The organism is Nocardia sp. BMG51109, assembly GCF_000526215.1.
Taxonomy (GTDB): domain Bacteria; phylum Actinomycetota; class Actinomycetes; order Mycobacteriales; family Mycobacteriaceae; genus Nocardia.
Genome location: NZ_JAFQ01000004.1, coordinates 5,685,317 through 5,702,073, shown reverse-complemented (window position 1 = coordinate 5,702,073; position 16,757 = coordinate 5,685,317). Strand labels below are relative to the sequence as shown.

The window sequence follows — 16,757 nt, the reverse complement described above, 5'->3', positions numbered from 1 at the left end:
AAACCCGTGGAAGAGAACGAAAAACTGCTCGCCTACCTCAAACGGGTGCTGGGCGATCTGCGCGAGACCCGGCAGCGGTTGCAGGAGGCCGAGGCGGCGAACGACGAACCGATCGCCGTCATCGGCATGGCCTGCCGGTATCCGGGCGGGGTCGGCTCGGCGGACGAGCTGTGGACCCTGGTGGCCGAGGGGCGCGACGCGATCACCGAATTCCCCGCCGACCGCGGCTGGGACCTGGACAACCTCTACGATCCGCAGGCCGCCCGCCCCGGCACGCACTACGTCCGCGGCGGCGGATTCCTGCACGACGCCACGGAATTCGACGCGGAGTTCTTCGGGATCTCGCCGCGCGAGGCGCTCGCCATGGATCCACAGCAGCGGCTGCTGCTGGAGATCTCCTGGGAGCTGTTCGAACAGGCGGGTATCGATCCGAAGTCGTTGCGGGGCACCGCCACCGGCACCTTCGTCGGGTTGAGCATGGCCGACTACTCGTGGGGGCACCGGCCGGTGCCCGAGATCGTCGACGGCTACCTGGCGACCGGCAACTTCACCAGCGTGGCATCCGGGCGGATCGCCTACGAACTGGGCCTGACCGGGCCGGCGGTAACGCTGGACACGGCGTGCTCGTCCTCGCTGGTGGCCCTGCATCTGGCCGGACAGGCACTGCGTTCGGGTGACTGCTCGCTGGCCGTGGCGGGTGGTGCGACGGTGATGTCCAGCCCGATGGGGTTCGTGGAGTTCTCCCGGCAGGGGGCGCTGTCGCCGGACGGCCGGTGCCGGGCATTCGCCGCGTCCGCGGACGGGTTCGGCCCGGCCGAGGGCGCGGGAGTTCTTCTGCTGGAACGGCTTTCGGATGCCGAACGGAACGGGCATCGCGTGCTGGCGGTGATTCGCGGCTCGGCGGTCAACCAGGACGGCGCCAGCAACGGGCTCACCGCGCCGAACGGCCCGGCGCAGGAACGGGTCATCCGCGCGGCACTCGCCAACGCCCGTCTCGGCCCCGCCGATATCGACGCCGTGGAGGCTCACGGGACCGGCACCAGCCTCGGCGATCCCATCGAGGCCGCCGCACTGCTCGCCACCTACGGGCGGGACCGGGCGGCCGATCGGCCGTTGTGGCTCGGGTCGATCAAATCGAATATCGGGCACACCTCCGCGGCCGCCGGAGTGGCCGGGGTGATCAAGATGATCATGGCCATGCGGCACGACACCCTGCCGCGGACGCTGCACGCCGACACGCCCACGCCCCATGTGGATTGGGCCTCGGGTGCCCTGGAACTCCTCACCCGTGCCACTGCCTGGCCGCACCTCGATCGCCCGCGGCGCGCGGCCGTTTCGGCCTTCGGCGTCAGCGGCACCAATGCTCATGTCATCCTCGAGGACGCGCCCGGGCGAGCCGAGCACGGCGACGACTCGGCGAGGACGACGGTATCGGCCGGGCGCACAGACGGCGAGCCGGAGCAGACGGTGCCGCTCCTGATCTCGGCCCGCACCGCCCGAGCGCTCCGAGACCAGGCCGGCCGTCTCCTCCCCCACATCGATACCGGACGCCTGGCGGATGTCGCCTACGCCCTGACCCGGCGCACGGCATTCGAACACCGGGCCGTGATCCTGGCCGACGGCCCCCGGCAGGCACGCGACGGCCTCGACGCGCTCCGCTCGGAAACCGCGGCGCCGCAGGTGATTCAGGGCGTGGCCACGGTGGACGACGAGCTTCCCGACACGGTTGTCTTCGTGTTCCCCGGCCAGGGGTCGCAATGGCGCGGCATGGGGGCCGACCTGCTCGATTCCAGTCCCGTCTTCGCGGCCCGATTCGCCGAATGCGAGGCCGCGCTGCGGAATTTCGCCGACTTCTCGGTCACGGAGGTGGTGCGCGACGGTGCCGCGCTGGACCGGGTGGAGGTGGCGCAGGCCGCGCTGTGGGCGGTGATGGTGTCGCTCGCCGCGGTCTGGCGGTCGCACGGGGTGGAACCCGCGGCGGTCGTGGGACATTCGCAGGGCGAGATCGCCGCCGCCTGTGTCGCGGGCGGATTGTCCCTGGCCGACGGTGCGCGCATCGTCGTCACCCGGGCTCGGGCCGTGGCGCGGGAGCTGTCCGGGCGCGGCGGCATGGTGTCGGTGGCGGCGGCCGCCGGCCGGGCCGCGGAACTGGTGCGGCCGTGGGGCGAGGCGCTCGCGGTCGCCTCGGTGAACGGGCCGGCCAGTGTGGTCGTGGCCGGCGAGAACGGGGCGCTGGACGAGTTCGTCGCCGCGTGCGAGGCCGACGGCGTTCGGGTGCGGCGCGTCGAGGTGGACTACGCGTCGCATTCGCCGCAGGTCGACGCCGTCACCGCGGAGATCACCGAGGCGCTGGCCGGGCTCGCGCCGGCCCGGGGCGAGATTCCGTTCTTCTCCACGGTGCGTGGGGAATTGGTCGACACCGGGTCGCTGACCGCGGAGTACTGGGCGGCGAACCTGCGCCGGCAGGCGGGTTTCGATCCCGCCGTGCGCGCGCTGGTGGCGGCCGGACACCGGTTCTTCGTCGAGGTCAGCCCGCATCCGGTGCTCGTGCCCGCACTGCACGACATCTTCGACGACGCCGGTGCCGACGGTGTCGCCGTCGGCACGCTGCGGCGCGGTGAGCCGGGCGAGCGGCAGCTGTCGGCCTCGATGGCCGAGGGCTATGTGCGCGGCCTGCCGGTGGATTGGCAACGGATGTTCGACCCCACCGAGCATCGCGCGGTCGGCCTGCCGACGTATCCGTTCCAGCGCCGCCGCTATTGGCTCGACGCGCCCGAAGCCCGTCCCGCCGCCGTCCACCACGTCGGCACCACCGAGCGGGACGAACCGGATTTCCGCCGGCGGCTGGCCGAGACGCCCGGAACCGGTCGGTACCGCCTCGTCCTCGAGGTGATCCGCGGGCAGGTGGCCGCCGTGCTGCGGCACGCCACGGCCGACGAGGTGAGCGCCGACCGCAGCTTCAAGGAACTCGGCTTCGACTCGGTCACCGCGGTCGAACTGCGCAACCGGCTCGGTGCCGCAACGGGTTTGGCCCTGCCCGCCGCGCTGGTCTTCAGCTATCCGACGCCGACGGCGCTCGCCCGGCACATCCTGGACGCGCTGGAACTCGAGTCGCCCGGTGACGCCGCCGAACCGAGCCTGCCCCGGCACTCGGACCCGCACGAGCCGATCGCGATCGTCGGGATGGCATGCCGGTATCCGGGCGGCGTCGAATCTCCGGAGCAGCTCTGGGAACTCGTCCACTCCGGCCGGGACGCCCTGTCACCGTTCCCGTCCGACCGCGGCTGGGACCTCGGCGACGGCGACTATGCCCATCGGGGCGGATTCCTCACCGACGCCACCGCATTCGATCCCGAGTTCTTCGACATCGCGCCGCGCGAGGCGCTGGCCATGGATCCGCAGCAGCGGATCCTGCTGGAAGTGTCGTGGGAGGCACTGGAACACGCCGGCATCGACCCGCGATCGCTGCGGGGCAGCCCGACCGGCGTATTCGCCGGGATCGTCGCCCAGGACTACGTGTCGCGGCTCGGTGCCACGCCGGAGTCCGTCGAAGGGCATGCGGTGACCGGCAATATGGCCAGCGTCGCCTCGGGCCGGGTGGCCTACACGCTCGGGCTGGAAGGCCCGGCCATCAGCGTGGAGACGGCATGCTCGTCGTCGCTGGTGGCGCTGCACCTGGCCGGCCAGGCCCTGCGCTCCGGCGACTGCTCGCTGGCGCTGGCGTCCGGTGTCGCGGTCATGTCGACTCCGGCGTCGTTCGCGGACTTCGCGCGGCAGGGGGCGCTGTCCCCCGACGGCCGGGTGAAGGCGTTCTCGGCGGCCGCCGACGGGACGACCTGGGCCGAGGGCGCCGGAGTGGTTGTCCTGGAACGGCTTTCGGACGCACGCCGGAACGGTCATCCCGTGCTGGCGGTCATCCGCGGTTCGGCCGTGAATCAGGACGGTGCGAGCAACGGGCTCACCGCGCCGAACGGGCGGGCGCAGGAGCGCGTCATTCGCGCCGCACTCGCCAACGCCCGGCTCTCCGCCGCCGATATCGATGCCGTCGAGGCGCACGGCACCGGGACCACCCTTGGTGACCCCATCGAAGCCGAGGCCCTGCTCGCCACCTACGGACGGGACCGCTCACCGGAGCACCCGGTGTGGCTGGGCGCGATCAAGTCCAATATCGGGCACTCCGGACCTGCCGCCGGGGTGGCCGGGGTGATCAAGATGGTCATGGCCCTGCGGCACGGCATCCTGCCGCCGACTCTGCACGCCGATACGCCCACGCCCCATGTCGACTGGGCCGTCGGAACCCTCCGGCTGCTTGCCGAATCCACCCCCTGGCCACCGGACGAACGCCCGCGCCGAGCGGGAGTCTCCGCGTTCGGCGTCAGCGGCACCAACGCCCACGTCATCCTCGAGGACGTCCCCGCACCACCGGCCGCCGAATCCGGGCCACCGGAAAACCCCGTACCACTCACGGTTTCGGCCCGATCGCCGAAAGCGCTCCGGGCACAGGCCGATCGGCTCCTCCCCGCCGTCGACGCGCACCACCTGGCGGATATCGCCCACGCCTTGGCCGCGCGCACGGCGTTCGAGCATCGGGCCGTGGTCCTGGCGTCCGACGCGCGGCAGGCCCGACTCGGGCTCGCCGCGCTCGCCGCGGACGAACCGGCGCCGAATCTGGTGCAGGGCCGGGCTTCCCGCGGCGACGACGGCGTGGTGTTCGTGTTCCCGGGGCAGGGCTCGCAGTGGGCCGGCATGGCGGCGGACCTGCTGGACTCCCATCCGGTCTTCGCCGCCCGGCTGGCGGAGTGCGATGCCGCGCTGGGCGCCTTCGCCGATTTCTCCGTGGCCGATCTGCTGCGCCGGGGCGACTCGCTGGAGCGTGTGGACGTCGTGCAGGCCGCGCTGTGGGCCGTGATGGTCGCGCTCGCCGCCGTCTGGGAATCGCACGGCGTGCGTCCTGGTGCCGTCGTCGGTCATTCGCAGGGCGAGATCGCCGCCGCCTGCGTCGCGGGCGGGCTGTCGCTCGACGACGGCGCCCGGATCGTCGTCACCCGGGCACGGGCGATCGCCGACAAGCTTTCCGGGCGCGGCGGAATGGCCTCCGTCGCCCTGTCGCCGGACGATGCCGCCGCCCGGCTCGTGCCCGGGCTGTCCGTCGCGGCGGTCAACGGGCCCGCCGATACCATTGTCGCGGGCGACATTCCGGCGCTGGAGAAGTTCCTCGCCGACTGCGAGGCGGCCGACGTGCGTGCCCGCCGGATCCCGGTCGACTACGCCTCGCACTCCCCTCATGTCGATGCTGTCACCGGACGACTCGTCGCCGATCTCGCCGGCATCGCCGCGCGCGCGGGCCGGATTCCGCTGTACTCCACGGTGACCGCGCAAGCCGTCGACACGGCCGCGCTCACCCCGGACTACTGGGCCACGAACCTGCGGCAGACCGTCCGATTCGGCGCGGCCGTCACGGAACTCCTCGAGGACGGTTTCCGGCATTTCGTCGAGATCAGCCCGCATCCGGTCCTCACGCCCGCGCTGCACGGCGGCGTGGGCCACCGCCACGACGTCGCGGTCCTGTCCACGTTGCAGCGCGACCGCGGCGGGCGGCAGCAACTGCTCACGTCCCTCGCGCACGCGCACGCCCAGGGTCTGCCGGTCGCCTGGGGGCCCTTCGTTCCGGGCGGCCGGCACATCGATCTGCCGACCTACGCCTTCCAGCGCCGCCGATTCTGGCTCGACGGGCCGGCACCTCACCGCTCGTCGATCGACGACTGGCGTTATCGCGTGGAATGGCAACCGATCACGGTGCCCGAACCGGCCGGCGTGCACGGTACGTGGCTGGTGGTGGCCGAGGATCGGGCGCTCGCGCAGTCGTGGACGTCGGCGCTCGCCGGACAGGGTGTCCGGGCGGAGCCGGTTTCGCCCGCGGACGTTCCGGAAGCCGTGCGCGGCAGCGACATTGCCGGAGTGCTGTCGTTGCTGGCGCTGGACGAGACGCCGCTCCCCGGCCACCCGGCCCTGCCCGCCGGTCTCGCCTCGACCGTCGCGCTGATCCAGGACCTGATCCGGGTCCGGGAGCAGCACGGCGTCGAAGCACCGCTGTGGTGCGCCACGCGCGCCGCGATGAGCGTGCGGCCCGCCGATTCGCCGTCGTCGCCCGTGCAGGCGCAGGTGTGGGGACTCGGTCAGGTCGTCGCGCTGGAGCATCCCCGGCTCTGGGGCGGCCTGATCGATCTCCCCGACGAACCGGAAGAGGCGGTCGCGCCGCTGGTTTCGGTGCTGGCCGGCGCCGGCATCGAGGACCGGCTCGCGATCCGGTCCGGCACGGTGCACGCCCAGCGCTTCGTCCGCGCGCCCGCGACACCGCCGTCCCGCGCCTGGAAACCGCACGGCAGCACGGTGATCACCGGCGGCACCGGCGGCGTCGGCGCGCACATCGCCCGGTGGCTGGCCCGGGCGGGCGCCGAGCACCTCGTGCTCCTCGGCCGCCGCGGAGGGGAGGCGCCGGGCGCCGCGGAACTCGCCGCCGAACTGACCGAACTCGGGGCCGCGGTGACCATCGAGGCCTGCGACGTCGCCGACCGGGACGCGCTCGCGCGGGTGCTCGCGAGAATCCCCGAGGAGCATCCGCTCGACGCCGTGTTCCATGCCGCGGCGGCGCTGGACGACTGCGTGGTCGAGGCGCTGACACCCGAACGGATGGATCGGGTGCTGCGCGTCAAGGCGCTCGGTGCGCGGCATCTGCACGACCTGACGCTGGACGCGCCGCTGTCGGCATTCGTGCTGTTCTCCTCGTTCTCCGCCACCTTCGGGCTGCCCGGGCTCGGGAACTACGCCCCGGGCAACGCCTACCTCCAGTCGTTGGCCGAAGTCCGTCGCGGACAGGGGCTTCCGGCCACGGCGGTCGCGTGGGGCACCTGGCGGGCAACGGGTATGGCGGCCGACGGCCTCGGCGCGCGCGGCCGCCTCGAGGGTATTCACGAGCTGGCACCGGAACCGGCCACCGCGGCCCTGCACCAGGCGCTGGACCGGGAGGACTGCGTGCCGATCCTCGCCGACCTGCGCTGGGACCGCTTCGCGCGGACGTTCCGGGCCAAGCGGCCCACCGCGTTGTTCGCCGAACTCCCGGACGTCGAGGCCGAAACCACCGGCGACGAACCGGAATTGCCCGCCCGGCTGGCCGGATTGCCCGCGCCCGAACAGGATCGGATCCTGCACGATGTGGTTCGCGCACACGCGGGCGCCGTGCTCGGCCATCTCACGCTGGACGAGGACGCCCGCGACGCGATCGAGCCGAGCCGCCCGTTCCGCTCGCTCGGCTTCGATTCGCTGATGGCGGTCGAACTGCGCAACCGGCTGAGTTCGGCGACCGGCGCGGGCCTGCCGTCCACGCTGGTGTTCGACTTTCCCACACCGGATGCGGTGGTGGCCCACCTGCGGCGCGAACTCGGTCTCGACAACGGCGCCGCCGCACCGGGACTCGCCGAACTGGACCGGCTGGAGGCGTTGTTCACCGGCGAGCGCCCGGCCGACGAACTGGCCGTGCTGGCGAAACGACTCGACACGATGCTGTGGACCTGGCGGGAGAACTCGGCCGGACAGCTCGACCACGCCGAGTTCACGACCGCGACGAACGACGAACTGTTCGACCTGATCGACCGGAAACTGGGGGGCTTCGACGATGCCGAACGATGAGCGGAAACTCCGCGACTACCTGAACCGGGTCATGGCCGAACTGCGCCGGACCGAACGGCAGCTGCATGCCGCCGAGACCAGGAACCACGAGCCGATCGCCATCGTCGGCATGGCCTGCCGGTTCCCCGGCGGCGTCCGCTCCCCGGAAGAGCTGTGGCGGCTGGTGGCCTCGGGCGGCGACGCCATCGGCGAACTGCCCCCGGATCGCGGCTGGGATCTCGACGAGTGGTACGACCCGGAACCGGGGCGGGAGGCGCGGACCTACGTCAAGGTCGGCGGATTCCTGGACGCCGCAACGGCATTCGACCCCGAGTTCTTCGAGATCTCGCCGCGCGAGGCGGTGGCGATGGATCCGCAGCAGCGGCTGCTGCTGGAGGTCGCCTGGGAGACGTTCGAGCGGGCCGGAATGGATCCGGTTTCGCTGCGCGGCAGTCGAACCGGCGTCTTCGCCGGGCTCAGCCATCAGGGTTACGCGGCACAGGCGGGCGAGGTCCCCGAGGAGTTGCGCGGATATCTGGTCACCGGGGAGGCGGCCAGCGTCGCCTCCGGCCGGATCGCCTACGCCCTCGGGCTGGAGGGACCGGCGGTGACCTTGGATACCGCGTGTTCGTCGTCGCTGGTGGCGGTGCATCAGGCCGGGGCGGCGCTGCGGGCGGACGAATGTTCGCTGGCGCTGGCCGGAGGCGTGACCGTGATGTCCGCACCGGACGGATTCGTGGAGTTCTCCCGGCAGCGCGCGCTGTCCGTCGACGGCCGGTGCAAGGCGTTCGCCGAGGGCGCCGACGGGTTCGGCGCCGCCGAGGGAATCGGCCTGCTGGTACTGGAACGACTGTCGGACGCCCAACGGTACGGGCATCCGGTGCTCGCCGTGCTGCGCGGGTCGGCGATCAATCAGGACGGCGCCAGCAACGGCCTCACCGCACCCAACGGTCCCGCCCAGGAGCGGGTCATCCGGGCGGCATTGGCCAACGCGCGCTTGACGACCGGTGATATCGACGCCGTCGAGGCGCACGGCACCGGCACCGCGCTGGGCGACCCCATCGAGGCCCGCGCGCTGCTCGCCACCTACGGCCGCGACCGGTCCGGGGCGCCGCTCCGGCTGGGTTCGGTGAAGTCGAATATCGGGCACACCCAGGCCGCCGCGGGGGCCGCCGGTGTGATCAAGATGGTGATGGCGCTGCGGCACGGCGCGCTGCCGCGCAGCCTGCACACCGAGGTGCCGACCTCGCACGTGGACTGGTCGCCGGGTGGCGTCGCGCTGCTGACCGAGGGCATCGACTGGCCGGAGACGGGGCGGCCGCGCCGGGCGGGCGTCTCCGCCTTCGGGATCAGCGGCACCAATGCGCACGTCGTCCTGGAGCAGGCGCCCGCCGCGGAACCGGCCGATGCCCCGGAGCAGGCCGACACCGACGGCCCCGCGGCGGTGGTGCCGATAGTGTTGTCGGCCAAGACCTCCGACGCCCTGCGCGCCCAGGCATCCCGGCTGGCAACGCATCTCGCCGAGGCGGATCCGAAACCCGGTCTGCGCGATCTCGGATACTCGCTGGCCGCCACCCGGTCCCGCTTCGGGCATCGCGCGGTCGTGCTGTCCGGCGACCATGCTGGTCTCGCGCGCGGACTGGCGGCGGTGGCCGCCGCGGAACCGGCGGCCGAGGTGATCTCCGAGGTGGCCGACGGCGATACCGGCGCACCGGTGTTCGTCTTTCCGGGCCAGGGTTCGCAATGGGCCGGCATGGCCGCCGAACTGCTCGATTCGCATCCGGTCTTCGCCGATCGGCTCGCCGAATGCGATGCGGCGCTGCGGCCGGTCGTGGACTGGTCGGTGGTGGAGGTGCTGCGCAACCGGGAGCCCCTGGACCGGGTGGAGGTGTTGCAGCCCGCGCTGTGGGCGGTGATGGTGTCGCTGGCCGAGGTCTGGCGGTCCTACGGTGTGGAACCGGCGGCCGTGGTCGGGCACTCCCAGGGCGAGATCGCCGCGGCCTGCGTCGCGGGGGCGCTCGGTCTCACCGACGCGGCGCGGGTGGTCGTGATTCGGGCGCGGGCCATCGCCCGCCGGCTTTCCGGCCGGGGCGGCATGGTGTCGGTGGCGTTGCCCGCCGAGGCAACCGCCCGCCGCATCGAAGCGTGCAGCGGGACGCTGTCGATCGCGTCGATCAACGGGCCGGACAGCACCGTGATCGCCGGGGACACCGCGGCTCTCGACGAGTTCGTCGCCGGCTGCGAGGCCGACGAGGTCCAGGCCCGCCGCATCGCCGTCGATTACGCCTCGCACTCCGCGCACGTGGACGCGATCACCGGCGAACTGTCCGGAGCGATGGCGGGAATCACCGCGACGGCGGGCGAGATCCCCTTCTATTCCACGGTCACCGGCGAACGGTTCGACACCGCCGGCCTCGACGGCGAGTACTGGTGCACGAATCTGCGGCGCACGGTGAACTTCGACCCCGCGATCCGGTCGCTGCTCGCGGACGGGCATCGGCGCTTCGTGGAGATCAGCCCGCATCCCATCCTGCTCCCCGCGGTGACCGGAATCATCGAGGACGCCGGCGGTGACGGCACCGCGCTGGCCACCCTGCGACGCGACGAGGACGGCACGCGGCAGCTGCTCGCGGCCCTCGCGCAGGCGCACGCCCGCGGGCTGTCCGTGGACTGGCGGCGGCACTTCACCGGGGCCCGGCGGATCGACCTGCCGACCTATCCCTTCCAGAGCCGGCCACTCCGGTTGCGCGGCAACGCACCTCGATCGGACATGCTGTTCCGGCTCGACTGGGCACCGGCACCGCTTCCCGGACGCGGCGCGGACTGGGCCGTCCTGGGCGACGACGCACTCGGCGTGCTGTCGCGGCTGCGGGAATCGGGGGCGTACCCGCGGTCGTATGCCGACCTGACGGACCTGCGCGCGGCCGTGGACGCGGGCGCGGCCGTTCCCGAACTGGTGGCCTTGTCGCCCGCGACCGGAGAGCGGACCGCCGTGGCGGCGGTGGCCGATCTGCTCGCAGTCGTTCAGGAATGGTTGTCCGACAACCGGTTCGGCGGGTCGACGCTGGTCGTTCTCACCCGTCGCTCCGTCGAGGCCGATCCGGGCGAGGGTGTGGACGACCCGGCCGGTGCCGCGGTGTGGGGCCTGGTGCGGTCGGCGGAGGCGGCCTTTCCCGGGCGGTTCCTGCTGGCCGACCTGGACGAGAATTCCCCTGCGGCCGTGCTCGATACCGTGCCCGCCGCGGTGTCGGCCGGGGAGCCGCAGCTGGCGTTTCGCGGCGGCGAGGCCCTGGTGCCGCGACTCGCACCGGTCGGCAAGGCCCCGGCGCCGCGATGGGACCCCGAGGGCACGGTGCTGATCACCGGTGGCACCGGCCTGCTCGGTGCGCGGGTCGCGCGGCACCTGGCCGGTGAGCACGGCGTGCGTCATCTGGTGCTGATCAGCAGGCGAGGCGACTCCGCCCCGGGCGCCACGGAACTCGCGGCAGAACTGAACGGCATGGGAGCCTCGGTCACCGTCGAAGCCTGTGATGCGGCCGACCGATCCGCGCTCGCCGGAGTGCTGTCCCGGATACCGGCCGACCATCCGCTCACGGGAGTCGTGCACGCGGCCGGGGTTCTCGCCGACGCGAGCGTGGAATCGCTGACCCGGCGCGACCTCGACGCCGTCTTCGCGGCCAAGGTGGACGCCGCGCGGCACCTGGACGAGCTGGCCGGAGACGTGTCCCTCTTCGTGCTGTTCTCCTCGGCGTCCGGCACGCTGGGCAGTGCGGCACAGGGCAATTACGCGGCGGCGAATGCCTATCTCGACGGCCTGGCCGCCCGGCGGCGGGCCCGGGGCCTGCCCGCGGTGTCGCTGGCCTGGGGGCTGTGGGGCGAACGCAGCGAGCTGACCGGAACGCTCGGCGCCGCCGACCTCGCGCGGATGACCCGCATGGGCCTGCTCCCGCTGTCCACGGCGGACGGATTGATGCTCTTCGACGCCGCACTCGGCGCGGAGCACGCTGTGCCGGTGGCGGTCCGCTGGGACCGCCCGGCCCTGCACCGGCTGGCCGAGTCCGGCACCTTGCCCTCGGTCCTGCGGAATCTGCTCGATCGGACCGAATCCGCCGTCGCGATCAGCGGGCCGAAGGCCCTCGCGGCCGAGCGCTTCGCGGCGCTCCCGGAAGCCGAACGGGAAGGCGCCGTCCTGGATCTCGTGCGGCAGCACGTCGGGATCGTGCTCGGCCACTCGGGGCCCGGAGGGGCCGCCGCCGGGAAGACGTTCAAGGAAATGGGTTTCGACTCACTCACCGCGGTCGAACTGCGCAACCGGTTGAACGCCGCCACCGGACTGCGGCTGCCGGCCACCCTGATCTTCGACGAGCCGACCCCGGCGGCGCTCGCGCGCTTCGTGCGCGCCGAACTGTTCGGCACGACCGACACCGCGCCCACGACCGCGGTGGCCGCCGTGAACGACGACCCGGTGGCCGTCGTCGGCATCGGCTGCCGCTTCCCCGGCGGTGTCGAATCGCCCGAACAACTCTGGTCCCTGCTCGCCGACGGCCGCGACGCGATCGGTCCGCTCCCGCTCGATCGCGGCTGGGACGTGGCCCGGCTGTACGATCCGGTGCCGGGCACGATCGGGAAAAGCTATGTGCGCGAAGGCGGATTCGTCTATCAGGCCGGCGAGTTCGACCCCGGATTCTTCGGGATCTCCCCGCGCGAGGCGCTGGCGATGGACCCGCAGCAGCGGCTGCTGCTCGAGGTCGCGTGGGAGGCCGTGGAGCGCGCGGGCATCGACCCGAACTCGTTGCGCGGCAGCGCGACCGGGGTGTTCGTCGGCTCGACGCACGGCGACTACGGCGGCGGATGGTCGTCGGCCGCCCCGGACGGCGACGGATACCGGCTGACCGGCACCGCGGGCAGCGTGACCTCCGGCCGGGTCGCCTACGCCCTCGGCCTGGAGGGCCCGGCGGTCACCGTCGATACGGCCTGTTCGTCGTCGCTGGTGGCGCTGCACTGGGCGGCCTCCGCGCTGCGGGCGGGTGAATGCTCGCTGGCGCTGGCCGGCGGTGTCACGGTGCTGTCCAGCCCGGAGGGCTTCATCGAGTTCTCCCGCCAGGGCGGCCTGGCCCCGGACGGGCGGGTGAAGGCGTTCGCGGGCGCCGCGGACGGCACGGCATGGGGCGAGGGCGCCGGAATCGTCGTGCTCGAACGGCTTTCCGAGGCGCGGCGACACGGGCACCGCGTGCTCGGGGTGGTCCGCGGAACCGCGGTGAACTCCGACGGTGCGAGCAACGGGCTCACCGCGCCCAACGGGTCGTCGCAGCGCCGGGTGATCGGCGCCGCGCTGGCCGGTGCGGGGCTGACCGCCGACGAGGTGGACGCCGTGGAGGCGCACGGCACCGGCACCACCCTCGGCGACCCCATCGAGGCGCAGGCCCTGCTGGCGACCTACGGCCGGGATCGGCCGGCGCCGCTGTGGATCGGCTCGATCAAGTCCAATATCGGCCACACCCAGGCGGCCGCGGGCGCCGCCGGGCTGATCAAGATGCTGCTGGCGCTGCGGCACGGTCTGCTGCCCAGGACCCTGCACGTGGACGCGCCCACCCCGAACGTCGACTGGTCGGCGGGCAACGTGCGCCTGCTCACCGAGCCGGTCGAGTGGCCCCGCCGCGAACGTCCCCGTCGCGCAGGGGTTTCCGCGTTCGGGATCAGCGGGACGAACGCACACGTCATCCTCGAGGAGGCACCCGAGCAGGACGATCCCGAAGCCGTGCGGGCACCGGACCCGGCCGTGGTGCCGTGGGTGCTGTCGGCCGCGACGCCGGAGGGACTGCGGGCGCACGCCCAGCGGCTGGCCGACCACCTGGCCGAACGGCCGCACGGCCTGACCGAGGTCGGGTTCTCGCTCGCCACGACGAGGGCGGCGCTGCGGCACCGCGCAGTCGTGCCGGCCACCGACCGTTCCGAGGCCCTGGATCGGCTGCGGGCGCTGGCCCGGGGCGAGGCGACGCCGGGCGTGGTCGAGGGCAAGGCCGGGGACGGCGGGCCGCTCGCGGTGGTCTTCGCCGGGCAGGGGACCCAGCGTCCGGGGATGGGTTCCGGGTTGTACGAACGGTTTCCGGTCTTCGCCGAATCCTTCGACCGGACATGCGCATTCCTGGACGCCGAACTCGGGCTTTCGCTCCGCGATGCGGTGTTCGCCGCCGACGACGCCCGCCTGCACGGCACGGGGCTCGCTCAGCCCGCGCTGTTCGCCGTCGAGGTGGCGCTGTTCCGGCTGCTCGAATCCTGGGGCATCGCACCGGACTACCTGCTGGGCCACTCGATCGGTGAGCTGGCGGCCGCCCATGTCGCGGGCGTGTTCTCGCTGCCCGACGCCTGCCGGCTCGTGGCCGCGCGCGGGCGGCTCATGCAGCAGCTGCCGGAGGGCGGCGCCATGGTGGCGGTCCGCGCGGATCCGGACGAGGTCGCGCGCTCGCTGACCGGCCGGGACCGGGTGAGCATCGCCGCGATCAACGGCCCGGCCGCCGTGGTGATCTCGGGCGATGCCGACGCGGTCACCGATATCGCCGGACAGTGGCAGGACAGGGGGCACAAGACCACTCGGCTCACGGTGTCGCACGCATTCCACTCGCCGCATATGGATCCGATGCTCGACGAGTTCCACCGTGTCGCACAGGGCATCACGTACCGGGCACCGCGAATCCCGCTGGTGTCCAACGTGACCGGGCGGCTGGTGACCGACGAGGTCTGCTCGCCGCGCTACTGGGTCGACCAGGTGCGGCAGGCGGTGCGGTTCGCCGACGGGGTGCGCACCCTGCGCGAACACGGCGTCCGGCGGTTCGTCGAGGCCGGTCCGGACGGAGCGCTGTCGGCGATGGTCACCGACACGGCGGGCCGCGACGCCACGGCGGTCCCGCTGCTGCGCAAGAACCGGGACGAGCAGCTGACGGTGTGCACGGCGGTAGGCCGGTTGTACGCCGAGGGCGCCGAAATCGACTGGCGGAACCTCTTTCCCGCCACGGGCTGGGTGGACCTGCCGACGTCGGCCTTCCATCGCACGCACTACTGGCTGCGGACCGACCGCGGGCCCGGCGATTCCACGGCCGATTGGTGCTACCGCATCGACTGGAAGCCCCTGACCTCGGCCCCGGCCTCGCAGCTGAGCGGTACGTGGGTGCTGGCCGTCCCGGCGGACGCGGATACCGAGGCCGCCCCGATCGATCCGCGGGATCGCAACCATGGCCGCATGCGGCTCCGCCCCGCGGGAGCGGGAGTCGAACCTACTGTTGCACAAGCCGACACAACGGCTCCGCGGGAGCCGACGCAGCGTAGGGGGACGGGGATCGACGCTGCCGACACCCGAGCTGTGGCGGAAGCGATGACCCGGCACGGCGCACGGGTGCTGGTTGTGCGGGGCGATGATCGGGCGGCGTTGGCGCGGCAGATCGGCGCGCTGTCCGAGGTCGACGGTGTGGTGTCGCTGTTCGGCGGCGACCTGGCCGCCACGCTGTCGCTGATCCGGGCGCTCGGGGACTGCGGAGTTCCGGCGCCGCTGTGGTGCCTGACTCGCGGTGCGGTGCCGGTCGGCGAGCCGATCGACCCGGCGCAGGCGCGGATCTGGGGGCTCGGCCGGGTGGCCGCGCTCGAATACCCGCATCGCTGGGGCGGATTGATCGACCTGCCCGAGACGCTCGACACGGCGGCGCTGGATCTGCTGTGCGGACTGCTCGCCGGTGGCCACGGCGAGGACCAGCTCGCCCTACGCCCGAACGGGATTCATGCCCGGCGGCTCGTTCCCGCCGGCAGTCCGCCCACCGCGACCACATCGTGGAAACCGTCCGGCACCGTGCTGATCACCGGCGGCACAGGCGGACTGGGCGCGCACGTCGCCCGCTGGGCCGCCCGCGAGGGAGCCGGTCACCTCCTGCTGATCGGCCGCCGGGGCCGTGCGGCACCGGGCGCCGACGAACTCACGACCGAACTGGAAGGCTTGGGCGCCAAGGTGACCGTCGCCGCCTGCGACGTCACCGACCGCGACGCCCTCGCCGAGCTGATCGCCACCGTGCCCGCCGACCATCCGCTGACCGCGGTGGTGCACGCGGCGGGGATCGCCGACGGCGGCCCGCTGGCCGAGACCTCTCCCGCCGACCTCGCCGACCTCACGGCCGCGAAAGTCGTAGGCGCACAACACCTGGACGAGCTGACGGCCCGGGCGGACCTGTCCGCGTTCGTGCTCTTCTCCTCCGTCGCCGCGGTGTGGGGCAGTGCGAACCAGGGTGCCTATGCGGCCGCGAACGGCTATCTGGACGCGCTCGCCGAGCACCGCCGCGCCCGCGGCCTCCCGGCGACCTCACTCGCGTGGGGCCCGTGGGACGGCGAGGGAATGGCCGCCGGTGCCGAGGCTCGCGACCGGATGCGTCAGCTCGGCCTGCCGATGATGGCGCCGGAGTCGGCGATCCTGGAACTGTGGCGGGCCCTCGACCGGGACGACACCGCGGTCGTGGTGGCCGACGTGGACTGGGCGCGGTTCGAGCGAATGTTCACGATGGCCCGCCCGAGTCCCCTACTGCGAGAGGTCGTTTCCGCCACACCGCCCCGGCAGACCGGCACGGACGGCGCGGAGTCCGCGTTGCGGAAGCGGCTGTCGGCACTGCCGGACGCGGAACATCTGCCCGTCCTGCTGGATGTGGTGCGGTCCTCGGCCGCGGTCGTGCTCGGCCATCCGAGCGCCGCGGAGGTGCCGGAGGATCAGGCGTTCAGCGATCTGGGCGTCGATTCGCTCGCCGCGGTGGAACTGCGCGACCGGCTCGGCGTGGAAACCGGCCTGATACTCGCCGCGACAGCGGTCTTCGATTATCCGACCCCGATCGCACTGGCCGAATATCTGCACACCGAACTGGATGTGAGCGGCACCTCGGTCTCGCTGCTCGACGAACTCGACCGGCTGGAGGAGGCGTTGTCGGCCGCCGCGCCGGACGAATCCGTTCGCGCGACGGCGGAAAGGCGGCTGCGCATTCTGCTCCGGAGACTGCGGGACGGGGCGGAACCCGACATTCCCGACGACGATGCCGCCGGGCTGACCACCGCCACGGACGAGGAAA

At 72.9% G+C, this 16,757-nt stretch carries 1 protein-coding gene and 1 pseudogene; both read left to right on the top strand.

The window, feature by feature from the left end; genetic code table 11:
* Positions 1–6: 6 nt before the first annotated feature.
* Complete coding sequence (locus tag D892_RS0127150; RefSeq protein WP_024804254.1) at positions 7–7,686, top strand: SDR family NAD(P)-dependent oxidoreductase; 7,680 nt, start codon at positions 7–9, stop codon at positions 7,684–7,686.
* A pseudogene (locus D892_RS0127145) lies at positions 7,667–16,543 on the top strand (SDR family NAD(P)-dependent oxidoreductase); the annotation flags it as partial. The gene D892_RS0127150 and the pseudogene D892_RS0127145, both read left to right, overlap by 20 nt.
* Positions 16,544–16,757 lie beyond the last annotated feature (214 nt).